The sequence below is a fragment of the Rhizobium sp. 10N414 genome (assembly GCF_056394785.1).
This window is the reverse complement of sequence record NZ_JBFTIN010000020.1, coordinates 1-16,169: the sequence shown is the minus strand read 5'-3', so window position 1 is coordinate 16,169 and position 16,169 is coordinate 1. Positions and strand designations below refer to the sequence as shown.

Below are 16,169 nucleotides of genomic sequence, written 5' to 3'. Positions count from 1 at the left end.
TTATTGGATTCCCACTATGACAAACTTTGCGCTGAAGGTCACCCGCCTCGGTTTTTCCCTGCTGCAGTCGGTTTCGCCGCGCCTCGCCGGGAAGGCGGCGTTCCGCCTGTTCTGCGTAACACCCTCGACAAGGCCGAAGGGCGAGAAGGCGAAAGCAGCACATGCGGCCGGCGCGGCAAAGCTTGCCGGAGCGGAGCGGTTCACGCTTCGTCTGGCCGGCGGCGGACGGGCGCATGCCTATCGGCTGAACGGTGGCGCCTTGGGACGGCGCCCGCGCTATCTTGTGACCCATGGCTGGGGATCGAGCGGTGCCTACATGGCCGACATCGCGACGACTTTGGCGGCAACCGGCGCGGAAGTGATCGCGGTCGACTTTCCCGGTCATGGCCGCGCGGCGGGGAGGATGCTCCACATCGGCATGGCGGTGAAGGCGATCGCCGCGGCCGAGCGTCGATTCGGTGCGTTCGATGCCGCGATCGGCCACTCCTTTGGCGGCGCCGCGCTGATGGTGGCCGCGGCAGGCATGTTGCCTGGCGAGTCTGCCGTGCTTCCGGAAAAGCTGGTGCTGATCGGCTCGCCAAGCGAAATGCATTGGCTCTTCAAGGATTTCGGCAGGCTGATCGGGCTTAGGCGCCCGGCACAGCAGGCGCTGGAGAACGAGGTGCACCGTGTCACCGGTCGGCGACTAGAGGCGTTCGATGCGAGCGGGGCGGCCGGCGCGATCCAGCGGCCAGTGATGATCGTGCACGCGGAGGACGACAAGGAAGTGAGTGCCAATCACGCTCGGCGTTACGCGGCCGCAAGCAATGCCGTGCGGCTCCACTGGGCAAATGGCTTCGGGCACCGTCGCATCGTGGCGGCGCGGTCGGTTCTCGATGCGATTAGGGGTTTTCTCGCGGAGGACGATTCCGGAAAGGATGCTGAGATCATTCCGCTTTTCGATCTTCCTGTGCGGCGCGTGTCATTGTAACGTCACGTTAGGCAGCTAAAGGCCGCCACGATAAAAAGCGGCAGGACAGTCATGAAAATCATTGAAACGGTAGAGGAACTCGCAGCGATCTACGCTGGCGGGCTGACGCAGGCATCCGTAGCCAAGGTGACGGACTATCTGACGCCGCTCTATCGCGAGATGATCGAGGCGTCGCCCTTCGTGGCACTCGCGACCGTGGGACCCGAAGGCCTCGACTGTTCGCCGCGCGGTGATATCGGCGGCGTCGTGCGCATCGTCGACGACCGGACGCTGCATCTGCCTGACTGGCGCGGCAATAACCGGGTGGATTCGCTCTCCAACATCGTGCGGGATCCACGCCTGGCGCTGATGTTCCTCATTCCCGGTTCGAACACCACCATGCGTATTAACGGGCGTGGTGTCGTGACGAACGACGAGGCAGTCCTGTCCAGCTTCGTGATGGACGGAAAGCATCCGCGTACGGTGATCGTCATTACGATCGACGAGGTCTATTTCCAATGCGCTCGTGCGCTGATCCGTTCGGAGCTGTGGAATCCGGCAACCTTCATCGATCCGAAGAGCCTGCCAACGCCCGGTTTGATGCTGAAGGCGGCGACAGGGGATTTCGACTACGAAACCTATGACCGCGAATGGCCGGAGCGTGCCGCCAGGACGATGTGGTAGGCTTCCGCGTAGGATTGGCAGGCCCACCTCTTAGGAAGGAGGGCCGCGCAAATCGCGGTCCATTGCGATGGCGACGGGCGATTGCGGCAATCAAGCTCATCGACAGGCAGGCGAAGACGCTGCTTGCCAGGGTCTATCCCTTGTAGATCAGCCAGCTCTTCGTGAAGTCCTTCTGCATACCGTCTTCGAAGAGGACGCTGCAGTTGCGGCCGGAATTCTTTGCGCCGTAAAGGGCAACGTCGGCCCTGTGGTAAAGCTCGCCGGCGTCTTCCGCGTAGGACGCCATACAGACGCCGACCGATACCGTGACCGGCCCGTAGTTTATTCTGGTGCGCGAGTTGGTGAAGGGCGTCGTTTCCAGCGTGCGACGAATGCGCTCGGCCATCCCCATGACTTCGTCGGCCGTGTTGCCTTCTATGATGAGGGCGAACTCCTCGCCGCCGGTGCGGGCGACGAAAACGTCGCGGCGGACGTTGGCGCGGATGACCGAGGCGACCGTGGCGAGAATCTTGTCGCCGACCGGATGACCGTAGGTGTCGTTGATCTTCTTGAAATTGTCGATGTCGGCGAGCACCAGCGCAGTGACGGGCCGCATGGCCGGATTGTTGTAGACGGCGGCGAGGCGATCGTCGAATGCACGGCGGTTCGACAGGCGTGTCAATGAGTCCGTGTTGGCGATACGCTTGTATTCGTCAAGCTCCTTGCGGACCTGATCCATTTCCTGCGATCGCTGGACGACGTTCTCGACCGTGCGTTCGCCGTGCGCCATGGTGTCGCCGGTTGCCTGCGTGAGCAGGCTGAGGGCGTTTTCGATAAGCTCCACGCTGGTATGGTTCTTCGAGCTGATCCGCTTGTAGGTTTCGCCAAGCAGCTTGTTGTAGCTCTCCAGCGAGATTTGCTCCTGGCGCAGCACGCGCAGCAGCGTCTCGAGCTCGGCGGCAATGCGACCGTGCGCGTCGTCGAACACACGGGCAGGGCTGTGCGTAAAATACTGCGCCCCGAGCGCGTCCAGTTCCTCCTGCGTCGCCTGACTGCCGAGCGCAGCAAGATCTCGTGTCAGCGCCGGGTTGGAGCCGATATAGGCTTCGTAAAAGAGTTCGTAGTTCCGAGGGATCGGTGCGACGCCCATGGAGCGCATGGCGAACGTGATCTGACCTGCCACGTCGGGAACCTGCGCCCTCGTTGGCGCTGCGGCCGTCGTCATGCGACTACTCCTCAATTGAATGTCAAATGCAGTCTTTAATTTGATAGCTAAGAAATATTGGGAAATGATTAAGAGAGGATATACCAATGATTACATGTGAAATTTATCCATTATTCTGCGTTATTTGCTTATCGTATTGATTTTTATCTGAGAAGCTGCAGAAGGGTTGCGGTAATTTCGCCTTATGGGCGAGTGGCGCAAAATAAAAAATCCAACCAGTCGTTTCAGTTGCTTTTGCATTGTTTCATATTTGTTGACAGTCGGTGTCGATCGGTCGCGCTGTTGCGGATCGGCGAGAAGGCGCACATTCCCCCCGAAAGAGCCGTGTGGCTCCAACGGAAGGCAGAGATCTTGGAAAGCTCTCGTCACACTTCGCCGATCGTCCTTGTTGCTGCAGTCATTGCAGGCTCCGTCGCGCTGATCCAGCAGGATGGTTTCTTCGACGGTGTATTTCGCAGCGACATTCTCGCCAGCGTGAAGGCGGAGGAGGTCCTCAATGTTGCTGATCTCGCAAATCGCGTCGATACCGCCACGGTCGACCATCGGGCGACCGCGGCAATCCATTGACGTCGATCAGCCGAGGTTGAATTCCTGGAAGAAGTCGTTGCCCTTGTCGTCGGTGACGATGAAGGCCGGGAAGTCTTCGACCTCTATCTTCCACACGGCTTCCATGCCCAGTTCCTGATACTCCAGCACCTCGACCTTCTTGATGCAGTCCTGCGCGAGGCGGGCAGCCGGTCCGCCGATCGAGCCGAGGTAGAAGCCGCCATGTGTCTTACAGGCTTCGCGCACGGCGCGAGAGCGGTTGCCCTTGGCAAGCATCACCATGGAGCCGCCGAAGGATTGGAATTGGTCGACATATGAATCCATGCGACCGGCGGTCGTCGGGCCGAAAGAGCCTGAGGCGTAGCCTGCCGGGGTCTTGGCCGGGCCGGCGTAGTAAACCGGATGGTTCTTCATGTAATCCGGCATGCCTTCGCCTTTTTCCAGTCGCTCGCGGATCTTGGCGTGGGCAAGGTCGCGCGCGACGATGATCGTGCCCGTCAGCGACAGGCGGGTCTTGACCGGGTGCTTGCTGAGTTCGGCCAGGATTGCGCTCATCGGCTGGTTGAGATCGATCCGGACCATCGAGTCCGACAGCTTCGACTCGTCGATCTCAGGCATGTATTTGGAGGGATCGGTCTCCAGCTGCTCGACGAAGATGCCGTCGCGGGTGATCTTGCCCTTCGCCTGGCGGTCGGCGGAGCAGGAAACGCCGAGGCCGATCGGAAGGGATGCGCCGTGGCGGGGCAGGCGGATGACGCGGACGTCGTGGCAGAAATACTTGCCGCCGAACTGCGCGCCGACGCCCATCTGCTGCGTCAGCTTGTGGATTTCCTTCTCCATCTTGAGGTCGCGGAACGCGTGGCCGCTCTCGGAACCTTCGGTCGGCAAATCGTCGAGGTAGCGCGTCGAGGCGAGCTTGACGGTCTTCAGGTTCATTTCGGCGGAGGTGCCGCCGATGACGATCGCCAGATGGTAGGGGGGACAGGCTGCCGTACCCAGCGTAAGGATCTTCTCCTTAAGGAAGTCGATCATCCGGTCATGCGTCAGGAGCGATGGGGTGCCCTGGTAGAGGAAGGTCTTGTTGGCCGAACCGCCGCCCTTGGCGACAAACAGGAAGTCGTAGGAGTCGGTGCCTTCCTCGTAGATGTCGATCTGCGCCGGCAGGTTGTTCTTGGTGTTCTTTTCCTCGAACATCTTGATGGGCGCGAGCTGCGAATAGCGCAGGTTCTTCTTCTCGTACGCGTCCATGACGCCCTTGGCGAGAGCCGAGTAGTCCTCACCTTCGGTCCAGACGCGGCGTCCTTTCTTGCCCATTATGATCGCCGTGCCGGTGTCCTGGCACATCGGCAAGATGCCACCTGCGGCGATGTTGGCGTTCTTCAGCAGGTCATAAGCAACGAAGCGGTCGTTGTCGGTCGCCTCCGGGTCTTCGAGGATCGAGGCGAGCTGCTTCAGGTGGCCGGGTCGCAGGAGATGGTTGATGTCGGCAAAGGCCGTTTCGGCAAGGAGGCGGATGCCTTCCGGCTCGACGGTCAGGATATCCTGCCCCTTGAAGCTGTCGACAGAGACGTAGTCGCTGCTGATCTTGCGGTATTGGGTGGAGTCTTTGCTGAGGGGGAAAAGATCGTCAGCCATCGAGGGACCTTTCATGCGGACCGAAATCGCAGATGATCTATTCGGGCGTCTTCGCAATTGCAATAATTCTAAAACTTGTCTGTTTTAGTCATGAAAATCTGGAAAACACCGCCGCGGGTACGGCGGTGTCAACTGTTTCAAGCAAGCGAGGAGGCAGGCTTACTTCGGGCCGATCATCGTTTCAGGGCGAACGATTGCGTCGTATTCCTCGACGGTGACGAGGCCACTCGCCAACGCTTCTTCCTTCAGGGTCGTGCCGTTCTTGTGCGCGGTCTTGGCGATCTTGGCGGCGTTGTCATAGCCGATCTTCGGAGCAAGCGCCGTGACCAGCATCAGGGACCGTTCGAGACCGGCCTTGATGTTGTCCTCGCGCGCCTCGATGCCGACGACGCAATTGTCGGTGAAAGAAACGGCGGCGTCGCCGAGCAGTTGCACCGACTGGAGGAAGTTGTAGGCCATCATCGGATTGTAGACGTTGAGCTCGAAGTGGCCCTGGCTATCGGCGAAGGTGAGGGCCGCGTTGTTGCCGAAGATGTGGATGCAGACCTGCGTCAGCGCCTCGCACTGGGTCGGGTTGACCTTGCCGGGCATGATCGAGGAGCCGGGCTCGTTCTCGGGAAGGGCGAGTTCGCCGAGGCCGGCGCGGGGACCGGAGCCCAGCAGGCGGATGTCGTTGGCAATCTTGAAGAGCGCGGCGGCGGCCGCATTGATGGCGCCATGGCTGAACACCATGGAGTCATGGGCGGCGAGTGCTTCGAACTTGTTCGGGGCCGTCACGAAGGGCAGGCCGGTGATTTCGGCGATCTCGTCAGCGACCTTCTCGGCAAATCCAACAGGCGCGTTGAGACCGGTGCCGACCGCGGTGCCGCCCTGGGCCAGCTCGCAAAGGCCAGGAAGCGTCAATTCGATGCGCTTGATGGCGGAGCCGACCTGCGCTGCATAGCCGGAGAATTCCTGGCCAAGCGTCAGCGGCGTCGCATCCTGCGTGTGCGTGCGGCCGATCTTAATGATGTGGCTGAATTCGGTGACCTTCATGTCGAGCGCGGCGTGCAGGTGCTTCAAGCTCGGAAGCAGGTGGCGCACGATCTGCTCCGCACAGGCGATATGCATGGCCGTCGGATAGGTGTCGTTTGACGACTGGCTCATATTGACGTGATCGTTGGGATGCACCGGCTTCTTCGATCCCATGACGCCGCCCAACAATTCGATGGCACGGTTGGAGATCACTTCGTTGGCATTCATGTTTGACTGCGTGCCGGAGCCCGTCTGCCAGACAACGAGGGGGAAGTGGTCGTTGAGCGTGCCGTCGATCACTTCCTGCGCCGCGTCGACAATGGCGTTGCCGACCTCCGGATTGAGCTGACCGAGCGCCATGTTGGCACGCGCCGCCGCCTGCTTGACGATGCCGAGGGCGCGAACGATCGAAAGCGGCTGCTTCTCCCAGCCAATCTTGAAATTGCCGAGCGAGCGCTGCGCCTGAGCACCCCAATATCTGTCGTTCTGTACTTCGATCGGGCCGAACGTATCTGTTTCGGTGCGGGTGGAGGTCATGGTCATGCCTTTCTGTCGCGGTGCCTTCGGAGATGCGTCTTATAGGTCCGAAACGGGACGAAGAAAACTGCTGGAAATGCAAAATATGAATGTATAAATCATGTTATCGGCGGGTGATCAGTGGCCATTTAGACACGGCTAAATTTTTATATTTCAGTGCCTCGTTGGCCACTGTGTCCGAAGGCGAAAATAAAGTAAAAAATTAACTAATAATTTCATTATTTTGTGTGAACTGGGGCTCGGCATAAGCGTTTTCCGCGTTACTTTGGGTTGAGAGGCCCAAGGCTGGCGGCTGCGGCCAGTTTCTGCCATGTGACGCTCGCGCCGGATGAAACGAGTTTTAAGGCGGGTTTTTGCCCGCGATTTGAAGACAGCATGACACTGGGACTGGATAAAAGCATGACATTCCTTCTGAAAGGTGCGGCTTCCGCACTAGCGCTTTCCTGCGCCATGGCTGCGATGGGTTCCACGCCCGCGCAGGCTTACACGTTGATGGATATGATCCGCGGGGATCGCGCTCGCACCCAGAGCACGATTGTCAATCCGAGGCGGTCGGTTCCGTCCTTCCTTCAGTCGGCTCCGGATGCGCCGCTGCCGAAGGTTTCGAGCCCGCGCTACTATACCTATCAGCCAGATGCGATGCGCTTCGTCGATACCGGTAAATTTACCGATCCTGTCGTCACCGGGGCAGTTGCCGATGCGTCGGCTGCGACCGAGGCAACGCCGTCGGTACAGCGCCGCTTCCTTATCGAGGCGAAGGTGCGCGCCCCCGTCGAAGTCGCCAGGGCGCTTGAGGCCTATTACGGCGATGTGAAGAATCCGCTGGTCTGGCTCGCCGGAACGGATGTCAACGATCGTGCCAAGGCGGCGATGGACGTTCTGGCGGATGCCGCTTCGGTCGGTCTCGACCCGGCCGACTATACGGTCCAGGTGCCGGCGGAGGATCCGACCAATCCGGATCCGGCAGTCCGTGACCGCGCCCTGACGCAGTTTGAACTGGAACTGTCCGCAAAGGTGCTCGCCTATGTCCAGGATACAGTTCGTGGTCGCGTCGATCCGAACAAGCTCTCCGGCTATCACGATTTCAAGCGTAAGGACGTGAACCTTGCGCCGGTGCTGAAGCTCGCCCGCATGAGCCCGGATACCCCGGCCTATCTCAGAAGCCGTACGCCGGATGCGCCGCAGTTCGTTGCACTCGAAGGCGAACTGGCGAAGTTGCGCGCAGAGGGAGCCAGCGAAGAGCGCATCGATATCGCGCTGAGCGGCCTGCTTCGTCCGGGCGACAACTCGTCCGAAATCCCGAACATCGTGAAGGCGATCGGCAAGCATGGCTCGGCCGCGCTCAAGGCGGAACATGCGACAACGCTCTCCGCCTATACGGGCAGCACCGAATATTCGCCTGAGATCGTTTCGCTCGTTGAAGGTTTCCAGAAGGAACATGGACTGAAGCCGGACGGCGTTATCGGCCAGGCGACGGTCCGCATCATGGCTGGCGGCGACAGCAACGCATCGAAGGTCGAGAAGCTGATTGTTGCGTTGGAGCAGGCCCGCTGGCTGCCGGCCGACCTCGGCTCGCGCTACGTCTTCATCAACCAGCCGGCCTATATGGTCTACTACCACAACGACAACAAGGAACAGTTGTCGATGCGCGTGGTGATCGGTCAGCCGTCGCACCAGACCTTCTTCTTCCAGGATCAGATCGAGACGGTCGAGTTTAATCCTTTCTGGGGTGTGCCGCAGTCGATCATCATCAACGAGATGCTGCCGCGCCTGCGCTCCGACCCGAGCTATCTGGACCGGATGGGCTATGAGGTAACAGTCGGCGGTCGCGCCGTGGCGTCGTCCAGCGTCGACTGGTACGGCTCGACGACCAACGTTTCCGTGCGCCAGCCGCCGAGCGACGACAATGCGCTTGGCGAACTCAAGATCCTTTTCCCGAATGCTCACGCCATCTACATGCATGACACGCCTTCGAAGAGCTTCTTCAAGCGCGATATGCGCGCCCTCAGCCATGGTTGCGTCCGCCTTGCCGAGCCACGCGCGATGGCAGCGGCCGTGCTGAACACGTCGGTGGACCAGATCGGCAAGGAGATTGCCACGGGCAAGAACCACGCCCTGCAGGTTCCGCAGAAGATCCCGGTCTACGTGGCTTACTTCACGGCCTGGCCGAACAAGGATGGTGTCATCCAGTATTTCGATGACGTATACGGCCGCGACGCCTATGTGCAGAAGGCTTTCGATGCGACGACGAAGGCGCGTGACGCGCAGATTTGATCGCGCCGATGATATGACGGCGGCCGGGGAGCCGCCTTTTCTTTTTGCGATCGGCTTGCCGCCGCTGCGCGCGTTGCGGAAGCAAGCTCCGCGATCAATTCGTCGATCTGTGCAGGCTCCGTGGATCTCGACGGGATGTCGGAATAGTCGAATGGCACGGCGATCAAAACCATATCGGCTACCGCGACATCGTGCGCTGTCCGATGGTGCCTTCACTGAAAACCATTGGGATACCGGAAGGGCTTCCGCACGGGAGACACTGGATTTGCACTCCGACGACGTCTCCCCACCCGTTGGTGATGATCTCCCTTGCCCTATCGAGTTCTTCCTGTGTTGGGAAGAGCGGGTAGACTTCGGTACCAGAATGCTGAACCCGTGCCAGCTTTCCTTCCAAGTCGGCAGGCGCATACCCGCTATTCAGGAAGGCCCGCGTCTCAGTGTATAGGTATTCCATCCACAATCGGGCTGCGTTCGGATGCGGAGTGAACGCGCTGATGGCCTGGGCATAGACGCCACCGACGATGCCCGTCTTCGGCCTCACGATCTCAATCGTGGTTCGTCCTCCTGATCGTTCGCGATCAGTAGCTGCAAGGTAGTCCCAGCGAACGAGGATAGGCGTGCGCCCGTCCTCAAGCGAAGCAAGGCCGCCGACGATAGGAACGAAGTTGCCGCGGCGGCTGAGGTCTGCAAAGAAGCTCAGCCCCTGATCGGCTGCCTCGTCCGCGTTGCCGTGAGCAGCTGACAGGCCCGCAGCGAAAATGCCTTGGATGGCTTGATTTGATGTCAGATTGCCGGCGAGACCCACGGCATTTCTGTATTTCGGCGAGGCGAGGTCCGCCCAATCGGTCGGCATCGTCGTCACGATATCCGCGTTGACCTCGAAGGCAAGCGTGCCGTAGTAGCCGCCGTACCAGTATCCATCAGGATCCTTGGCTGCGTCCGGAATGGCTTCCCACGCCGCCACCTTGTAAGGCCGCAGCAGGCCGTCCCTCTTCGCCGATAAGGCGAAAGGCAGACCGACGTCGATGACATCCGGCGCTTGCGGGTCGGCTGTGTCCCTCGCATTTCTGATGGTATTGATCACCTTGGCCGATCCCGCATCGGGCATAAGTTCGGTGATACCAAGGCCGTATTTCGCCTTGAAACCGTCGATGATGTCCCCGTATCCCCACCAGTCGCGAGGCAGGCCGACAACGGTGAGGTGGCCCTCTGCCTTGGCAGCGGCCACGAGCTCGTCCGTCGGAGCCGCGGACGCAGGAGATGAAGAATTGAGACCGGCCATCCCGGCGAGCGCCGCCGTGCTACCTTGAACGAGAAATTTTCTGCGCTGGAAATCAGGCATATTTCCCTCCGTGACGGTTCTGGAACGCCGTCGCACCGTCCATTCGTCGGTCACCTGAACAGGGACATGCGGGCTATGCGCAACCCACTTGGAACTATCGCGAGCCAATCATGTATCAGTTGCGCATATCACGCATGCGGCATCGGACGATTTGCAACTTGCGCCTCGTATCCTGAATCTGTGCCTCTGCAAAAGAAGAGTCCATAGTCGAGGCTAGGCATGTCGCAAAACCTCCTTGCGTAGGTCAGGGTTTCGCGAGGGTTTTTTCGCGCGATCGGGTTAGGGGCTGGGCCGCGGGCCTCCTTTTCTTTTGCGTCAGCCTGCCGCCGCCGCCGGCGTTGCCGAGGTGAAGTCCTCGATCAATTCGTCGATCAGCGCAGGAGTTAACTCCTTGAAATGCGTAATCACGCTCGTTGGCCCGAGGGTCTCGACGGGGACGTCGGAATAGCCGAACGGCACGGCGATCGAAGGGACGCCGGCATTGCGGGCAACAAGAATGTCGTTGACGCTGTCGCCGATCATGACGGTCCTGCGGACATCGCCGCCGGCGCGCTCGATGGTTCCGAGAAGATGTTGGGCGTCGGGCTTCCTGACGGTGAAGGTGTCGCCGCCGGCAATGGCATCGAAATAATGGGTGAGTTCAAGCTTCTCGATCAGGTTGCGCGCCAGGCCCTCGAGCTTGTTGGTGCAAACGGCAAGCTTGCAGCCGGCACTCTTCAGTTGATCCATTGCCTCGACCAGGCTGGGGTAAGGCGCGGTATGTCCCGGCATGTTGTCGGTGTAGTGCGCAATGAAGCGGTTGAGCAGGGCAGGAAGCTGTTCCTGTGCCAACGGATGTCCTCGAAGACCGCAGGCCCGCTCGATCATGACCTTGGCGCCATGTCCGACGAGATGCGTGAGGTCGTCGTAGCTGACCGGCGCCACACCGATCGCCGCGATCGTATAATTCAGGCTCTCAACAAGATCGGTGTGAGTATCGAGCAGTGTTCCGTCAAGATCGAATACAACAAGGGCAGGGGTCAAGGATTGCGCCTTTCAGAAATGATGTCATCGGCAGTAGGTGATGAGGACCGGAAAAGCAATATTTGCCGGCAAAGGCGACGAGTTGCAAATGCCCACGGCTTTTCAAAAATCATTACGCTCTTTTGGCTTTCGTTTGGCAAGCGAGCCGTGTAAACAGCACATCCAACGCAATAATTCGGAGTCAGCGGCGCATGGATGCCCGCGAAATGAAGATCAAGGCCGCCGAGGCCGCACTCGCTCATGTCGAATATGGCATGCGGCTTGGAATCGGAACCGGGAGTACTGCCGAAGAGTTTGTTCGGCTGCTCGCAGAGAAGGTTTCAACCGGCTTCAAGGTCGAAGGCGTGCCAACCTCCGAACGCACGGCAAGGCTTTGCGTCGAGCTCGGCGTACCGCTGAAGTCACTGGATGAACTGCCGGAACTCGATCTGACGATCGATGGCGCGGATGAGGTCGATTCCGACCTCACGCTCGTCAAGGGTGGCGGCGGTGCACTGCTGCGCGAGAAGATCGTCGCTGCGGCATCTCAGCGCATGATCGTGATTGCCGACGAGAGCAAACTGGTCGAGACACTTGGCGCATTTCCGCTACCGATTGAGGTCAATCCGTTCGGACTCGTATCGACACGCATGGCGATCGAAAAGAAGGCCTCGAAGCTTGGGTTGAGCGGCAGCCTGACGCTGCGCCAATCCGGTGGCGAAGACTTCATGACGGACGGCGGCCACTACATCCTGGATGCATCTTTTGGCCGCATTCCTGATGCAGAGGCGCTTTCAAACGAGCTGAATTCAATACCCGGAGTCGTTGAACACGGGCTCTTTCTAAAAATGGCGGCGCTTGCGATCATTGCAGGTCCAGCAGGCGCACGCACGCTGCGGGCGAACAGGTAACAGGAGCATTGAAACTCATGATTAAATTTGCAGGTCTTGGCCGTTTTGCTGCTGCGACCGTTATTTTCTCAGGCGTCGCATTCGGCTTTGCCGCACATGCGCAGGAAGCCTCTCCGGAGCAGCTGAAGGCGGCCCGCGCTGCGATCGACGCGATCGGCGCCACCGCGCAGTTCGACAACATCCTGCCCGGACTGGCTGAGCGCCTGAAGGCCGATCTCATCCAGGACTCGCCGAACTACCAGGATGCGATCACCGCTGAGGTCGACAAGCAAGCACTGGCCCTTGCACCGCGTCGCGCCGATCTCGAGAAGGAAGCCGCGCTGACCTATGCCAAGGCATTCTCCGTCGAGGAACTCAACGCGATCGCCGAGTTCTACAACTCGCCGGTTGGCAAGAAGCTGCTCAAGGATGGCCCGATCGCTTCGCGCGAAACCGTCAAGGCCGCCGACATTTGGGCGCAGGGCATCTCGCGCGATCTGCAGAAACAGACGAGCGCTGAACTCGTGAAGGTCATCAAGGCCCCGCCACCGGCTGCCGATCCGGCGAACCCGGCTGCGACGGCCGCGCCGAAGCCAGCTGCACCGGCTGCTGCAAAGCCGAAGCCGTAAGAAGGCGCGAATAACAGATCAAAAGCCCGGCACCGTCCGGGCTTTTGTTTTTGCGGCCGCCGATACTATATCACTTTCACCTCACCAGCCGATTCCATCCGGAGTTTCTCATGACGTCCTACGATTACGATCTCTTTGTCATTGGCGGTGGCTCAGGCGGTGTGCGAAGCGCCCGCGTTGCAGCCTCGCTCGGTAAGAAGGTCGCGATCGCAGAGGAGTACCGCTACGGCGGAACATGCGTGATCCGCGGCTGCGTGCCTAAGAAGCTCTTTGTCTATGCGGCTCAGTTCCATGAACATTTCGAGGATGCCGCTGGCTTCGGCTGGACGGTCGGCGAGAGCTCGTTTGACTGGAAGAAGCTGATTGCCGCGAAGGACAACGAGATCGCGCGACTGGAAGGGCTCTACAAGAAGGGACTGGCCGGCGCCAACGCCGAAATCCTGGAAACACGTGCCGAATTGGTCGACGCGCATACGGTCCGGTTGGTCAATACCGGCAAGACGGTGACCGCGAAGACCATCGTGATCGCGACCGGTGGCCGCCCGAACCCGCACGCGGCTTTGCCTGGGAACGAACTCTGCATTTCCTCCAACGAGGCCTTCCATCTGGAGGAGCTGCCGAAGGCGATTGTGATTGCGGGTGGCGGTTATATCGCGGTGGAGTTTGCCAATATCTTTCACGGCCTCGGCGTCGAGACGACGCTGATCTATCGCGGCGCCGAGATTCTGTCGCGCTTCGATCAGGACCTCCGCCAGGGACTGCACGAGGCGATGACCGCCAAGGGCATCCGCATCCTCTGCCATGATATGCTGCAGAAGGTATCGAAAGAGGACGGTCGTCTTTCCGTCGAGACGCTGAAGAACGGCACGCTGGTTGCCGATGTCGTGATGCTGGCGCTCGGGCGCATTCCGAATACGGAAGGCCTAGGCCTGGAAGCCGCCGGTGTGAAGACTGACGAGCGCGGAGCGGTGGTGGTCGACGACTATTCTCGCACCAACGTCCCGAACATCTATGCGCTCGGCGATGTCACCGACAGGATACAGTTGACGCCGGTGGCGATCCACGAGGCAATGTGCTTCATCGAGACGGAGTACAAGGACAATCCGACCAAGCCCGATCACGAGACGATCGCAACGGCGGTCTTCTCGCAGCCCGAGATCGGTACCGTAGGGCTGTCCGAGGAGGAAGCGGGCAAGCGCTACAAGGAGCTCGAGGTCTACCGTGCGCAGTTTCGTCCACTGAAGGCGACGCTGTCGGGGCGTGGCGAGAAGATGATCATGAAGCTGATTGTGGTCGCTGCCAGCCAAAAGGTTGTGGGCGCGCATATCCTCGGCCACGACGCCGGTGAGATGGCCCAGATCCTTGGAATTACGCTGAAGGCGGGCTGCACGAAGGACGATTTCGACCGGACGATGGCCGTGCATCCGACGGCCGCGGAAGAGCTCGTCACAATGTATGCCCCGAGCTATCGCATTCGGGACGGTGTTCATGTCTGACGCCAGCAGCTGGTGATGTGGGGCGTGCGGATCACGTTGAGGAAGAGCGCCTGTATGACGCCTCATTAGAATTGCCGGCGTTTTTCCGGGACAAGCTTAAATTGGATACAAACCGTCTTGGTATAGTGATCGTTGATCGTACGTTTTCTGTTTGAAAATACGTCATCGAATTCCTTTATATCGTGCGTGGTCGCCGATTTAATCCTCAGTGTCGAAGAGCGGAACGCCGCTATGCAAGATGGCACTAAAGGGTTATAAGCCGCCCAACATTTTTAGGACGGAACATCCGGACTGACCGGATGGTGGAGCAGGTGAGTAAGATGGCAGAGAATTGGACACCGAGTAGTTGGCGGCAAAAACCGATCCAGCAGGTTCCGGACTATCCGGACCAGGCCGCATTGGCAGCAACGGAAGCCCAGCTCGCATCCTATCCGCCTCTTGTCTTTGCGGGTGAAGCACGCCGGCTGAAGAAGCATCTCGCCAACGTTGCAGAAGGCAACGGTTTCCTGCTGCAGGGTGGCGATTGCGCCGAGAGTTTTGCCGAGCATGGCGCCGACAACATCCGCGACTTCTTCCGTGCGTTCCTGCAGATGGCCGTCGTCCTGACCTTCGGGGCACAGCTGCCGGTGGTCAAGGTCGGCCGCATCGCCGGGCAGTTCGCCAAGCCGCGCTCTTCCGGCATCGAGACGCAGGATGGCGTGTCGCTTCCGAGCTACCGTGGCGACATCATCAACGGCATCGAGTTCACGGAAGAATCACGTATTCCGAACCCGGAGCGCCAGGCTATGGCCTATCGCCAGTCGGCCGCTACGCTGAACCTGCTGCGCGCCTTCGCAATGGGTGGCTACGCGAACCTCGAGAACGTCCATCAGTGGATGCTTGGCTTCGTCAAGGATAGCCCGCAGGGTGAGCGCTACCGCAAGCTTGCCGGCCGCATCAGCGAAACCATGGACTTCATGAAGGCGATCGGCATCAGCGCGGAAAACAATCCGAGCCTGCGCGAGACGGACTTCTTCACCAGCCACGAAGCGTTGCTGCTTGGCTATGAAGAGGCGCTGACGCGTGTCGACTCGACGTCTGGCGACTGGTACGCGACTTCGGGCCACATGATCTGGATCGGCGACCGCACGCGCCAGGCAGACCATGCCCATGTCGAATACTGCCGCGGCATCAAGAATCCGATCGGCTTGAAGTGCGGTCCGTCTCTGCAGGCGGACGATCTTCTGAACCTGATCGACATTCTCAATCCGGAAAACGAAGCGGGCCGGCTGACGCTGATCTGCCGCTTCGGCCACGACAAGGTTGCCGAGCATCTGCCGCGTCTCATCCGCGCGGTCGAGCGCGAGGGGCGCAAGGTCGTCTGGTCGTGCGATCCGATGCATGGCAACACGATCACGCTGAACAACTACAAGACGCGTCCGTTCGAGCGGATCCTGTCGGAAGTCGAAAGCTTCTTCCAGATCCATCGTGCTGAAGGTTCGCATCCGGGCGGCATCCACATCGAGATGACCGGCAAGGATGTGACGGAATGCACCGGCGGCGCCCGCGCCGTCACGGCCGAGGATCTGCACGATCGCTACCACACGCATTGCGACCCGCGTCTCAATGCTGACCAGGCGCTCGAACTGGCCTTCCTGCTGGCCGAGCGCATGAAGGGCGGGCGCGACGAAAAGCGCATGGCCGTCAACGGTTGATCGAAAATAGAAGTAAAAGCCCGCCTGATGCCGGGCTTTTTTGTTTTATACGATGGTGGCGGGTGGCGCGCTCTGACTACCGTATCGGACGTCGCTCCGTACGAGTTCGCATCGGCGGAATGCTCTAGGCTGTGGTGACAATTTAACTATTTGATCCATAGCATGATGCTCGCGAGCTTTATGAAGCCGAGGAAGTTGTCGGCGATCTTGTCGTAGCGCGTTGCGATACGCCGCCATTGTTTGAGCTTGGCGAAGAAGCTCTCAATGCCCCAT

13 protein-coding genes and 1 pseudogene are annotated in these 16,169 nt (G+C 59.9%); 8 read left to right on the top strand and 6 right to left on the bottom strand.

The window, feature by feature from the left end:
- Window positions 1–16: 16 nt before the first annotated feature.
- Entirely contained in the window at window positions 17–970 is a 954-nt protein-coding gene (locus AC1DE4_RS18430; RefSeq protein ID WP_477882409.1) for an alpha/beta hydrolase, read from the top strand.
- Between the two features lie 51 nt (window positions 971–1,021).
- Window positions 1,022–1,633, top strand: a complete 612-nt coding sequence (locus tag AC1DE4_RS18425; RefSeq protein ID WP_018854813.1) for a pyridoxamine 5'-phosphate oxidase family protein — start codon at window positions 1,022–1,024, stop codon at window positions 1,631–1,633.
- 133 nt (window positions 1,634–1,766) lie between these two features.
- Here the strand turns inward: AC1DE4_RS18425 and AC1DE4_RS18420 are convergent, their stop codons facing one another.
- Window positions 1,767–2,837 (bottom strand): GGDEF domain-containing protein, encoded by a 1,071-nt coding sequence (locus tag AC1DE4_RS18420; protein WP_025662762.1) that lies wholly within the window; start codon window positions 2,835–2,837, stop codon window positions 1,767–1,769.
- A gap of 96 nt (window positions 2,838–2,933) precedes the next feature.
- On the opposite strand from AC1DE4_RS18420, the gene AC1DE4_RS18415 reads away from it, so the two are divergent.
- A complete protein-coding gene (locus AC1DE4_RS18415; protein ID WP_245267896.1) occupies window positions 2,934–3,404 on the top strand; it encodes a hypothetical protein in 471 nt (156 codons plus the stop codon).
- 6 nt (window positions 3,405–3,410) lie between these two features.
- On the opposite strand, the gene AC1DE4_RS18410 is transcribed toward AC1DE4_RS18415, so the two are convergent.
- Together AC1DE4_RS18410 and fumC are read right to left on the bottom strand one after the other, a co-directional pair.
- Window positions 3,411–5,018 (bottom strand): fumarate hydratase, encoded by a 1,608-nt coding sequence (locus AC1DE4_RS18410; protein ID WP_169680236.1) that lies wholly within the window; start codon window positions 5,016–5,018, stop codon window positions 3,411–3,413.
- Between the two features lie 159 nt (window positions 5,019–5,177).
- Complete coding sequence (fumC, locus tag AC1DE4_RS18405) at window positions 5,178–6,569, bottom strand: class II fumarate hydratase (protein ID WP_018854817.1); 1,392 nt, start codon at window positions 6,567–6,569, stop codon at window positions 5,178–5,180.
- A gap of 399 nt (window positions 6,570–6,968) precedes the next feature.
- Here fumC and AC1DE4_RS18400 point away from each other — a divergent pair, with 399 nt between their 5' ends.
- Entirely contained in the window at window positions 6,969–8,843 is a 1,875-nt protein-coding gene (locus AC1DE4_RS18400) for a L,D-transpeptidase family protein (protein WP_477882406.1), read from the top strand.
- A gap of 178 nt (window positions 8,844–9,021) precedes the next feature.
- On the opposite strand, the gene AC1DE4_RS18395 is transcribed toward AC1DE4_RS18400, so the two are convergent.
- Both AC1DE4_RS18395 and AC1DE4_RS18390 read right to left on the bottom strand, forming a co-directional pair.
- A complete protein-coding gene (locus AC1DE4_RS18395) occupies window positions 9,022–10,185 on the bottom strand; it encodes an ABC transporter substrate-binding protein (protein WP_192240593.1) in 1,164 nt (387 codons plus the stop codon).
- A 315-nt stretch (window positions 10,186–10,500) separates the two neighbouring features.
- Window positions 10,501–11,208, bottom strand: a complete 708-nt coding sequence (locus AC1DE4_RS18390; protein ID WP_018854820.1) for an HAD family hydrolase — start codon at window positions 11,206–11,208, stop codon at window positions 10,501–10,503.
- A 191-nt stretch (window positions 11,209–11,399) separates the two neighbouring features.
- Here AC1DE4_RS18390 and rpiA point away from each other — a divergent pair, with 191 nt between their 5' ends.
- The 4 genes from rpiA (at window position 11,400) to AC1DE4_RS18370 (ending at window position 15,896) form a co-directional block, all read left to right on the top strand.
- Window positions 11,400–12,098 carry a ribose-5-phosphate isomerase RpiA gene (rpiA, locus tag AC1DE4_RS18385; RefSeq protein ID WP_018854821.1) on the top strand — a complete coding sequence of 233 codons (699 nt, stop codon included), beginning with the start codon at window positions 11,400–11,402 and terminating at the stop codon, window positions 12,096–12,098.
- A 17-nt stretch (window positions 12,099–12,115) separates the two neighbouring features.
- Entirely contained in the window at window positions 12,116–12,706 is a 591-nt protein-coding gene (locus AC1DE4_RS18380) for a DUF2059 domain-containing protein (RefSeq protein WP_018854822.1), read from the top strand.
- Between the two features lie 110 nt (window positions 12,707–12,816).
- Window positions 12,817–14,202: a glutathione-disulfide reductase gene (gene gor / locus AC1DE4_RS18375; RefSeq protein WP_477882403.1), complete on the top strand. Its 1,386-nt coding sequence runs from the start codon at window positions 12,817–12,819 to the stop codon at window positions 14,200–14,202.
- 320 nt (window positions 14,203–14,522) lie between these two features.
- Window positions 14,523–15,896, top strand: coding sequence for a class II 3-deoxy-7-phosphoheptulonate synthase (locus tag AC1DE4_RS18370; RefSeq protein ID WP_018854824.1), 1,374 nt, complete (start codon window positions 14,523–14,525; stop codon window positions 15,894–15,896).
- A 146-nt stretch (window positions 15,897–16,042) separates the two neighbouring features.
- Here AC1DE4_RS18370 and AC1DE4_RS18365 read toward each other — a convergent pair.
- Window positions 16,043–16,169: pseudogene (locus tag AC1DE4_RS18365) on the bottom strand (IS5/IS1182 family transposase); the annotation flags it as partial.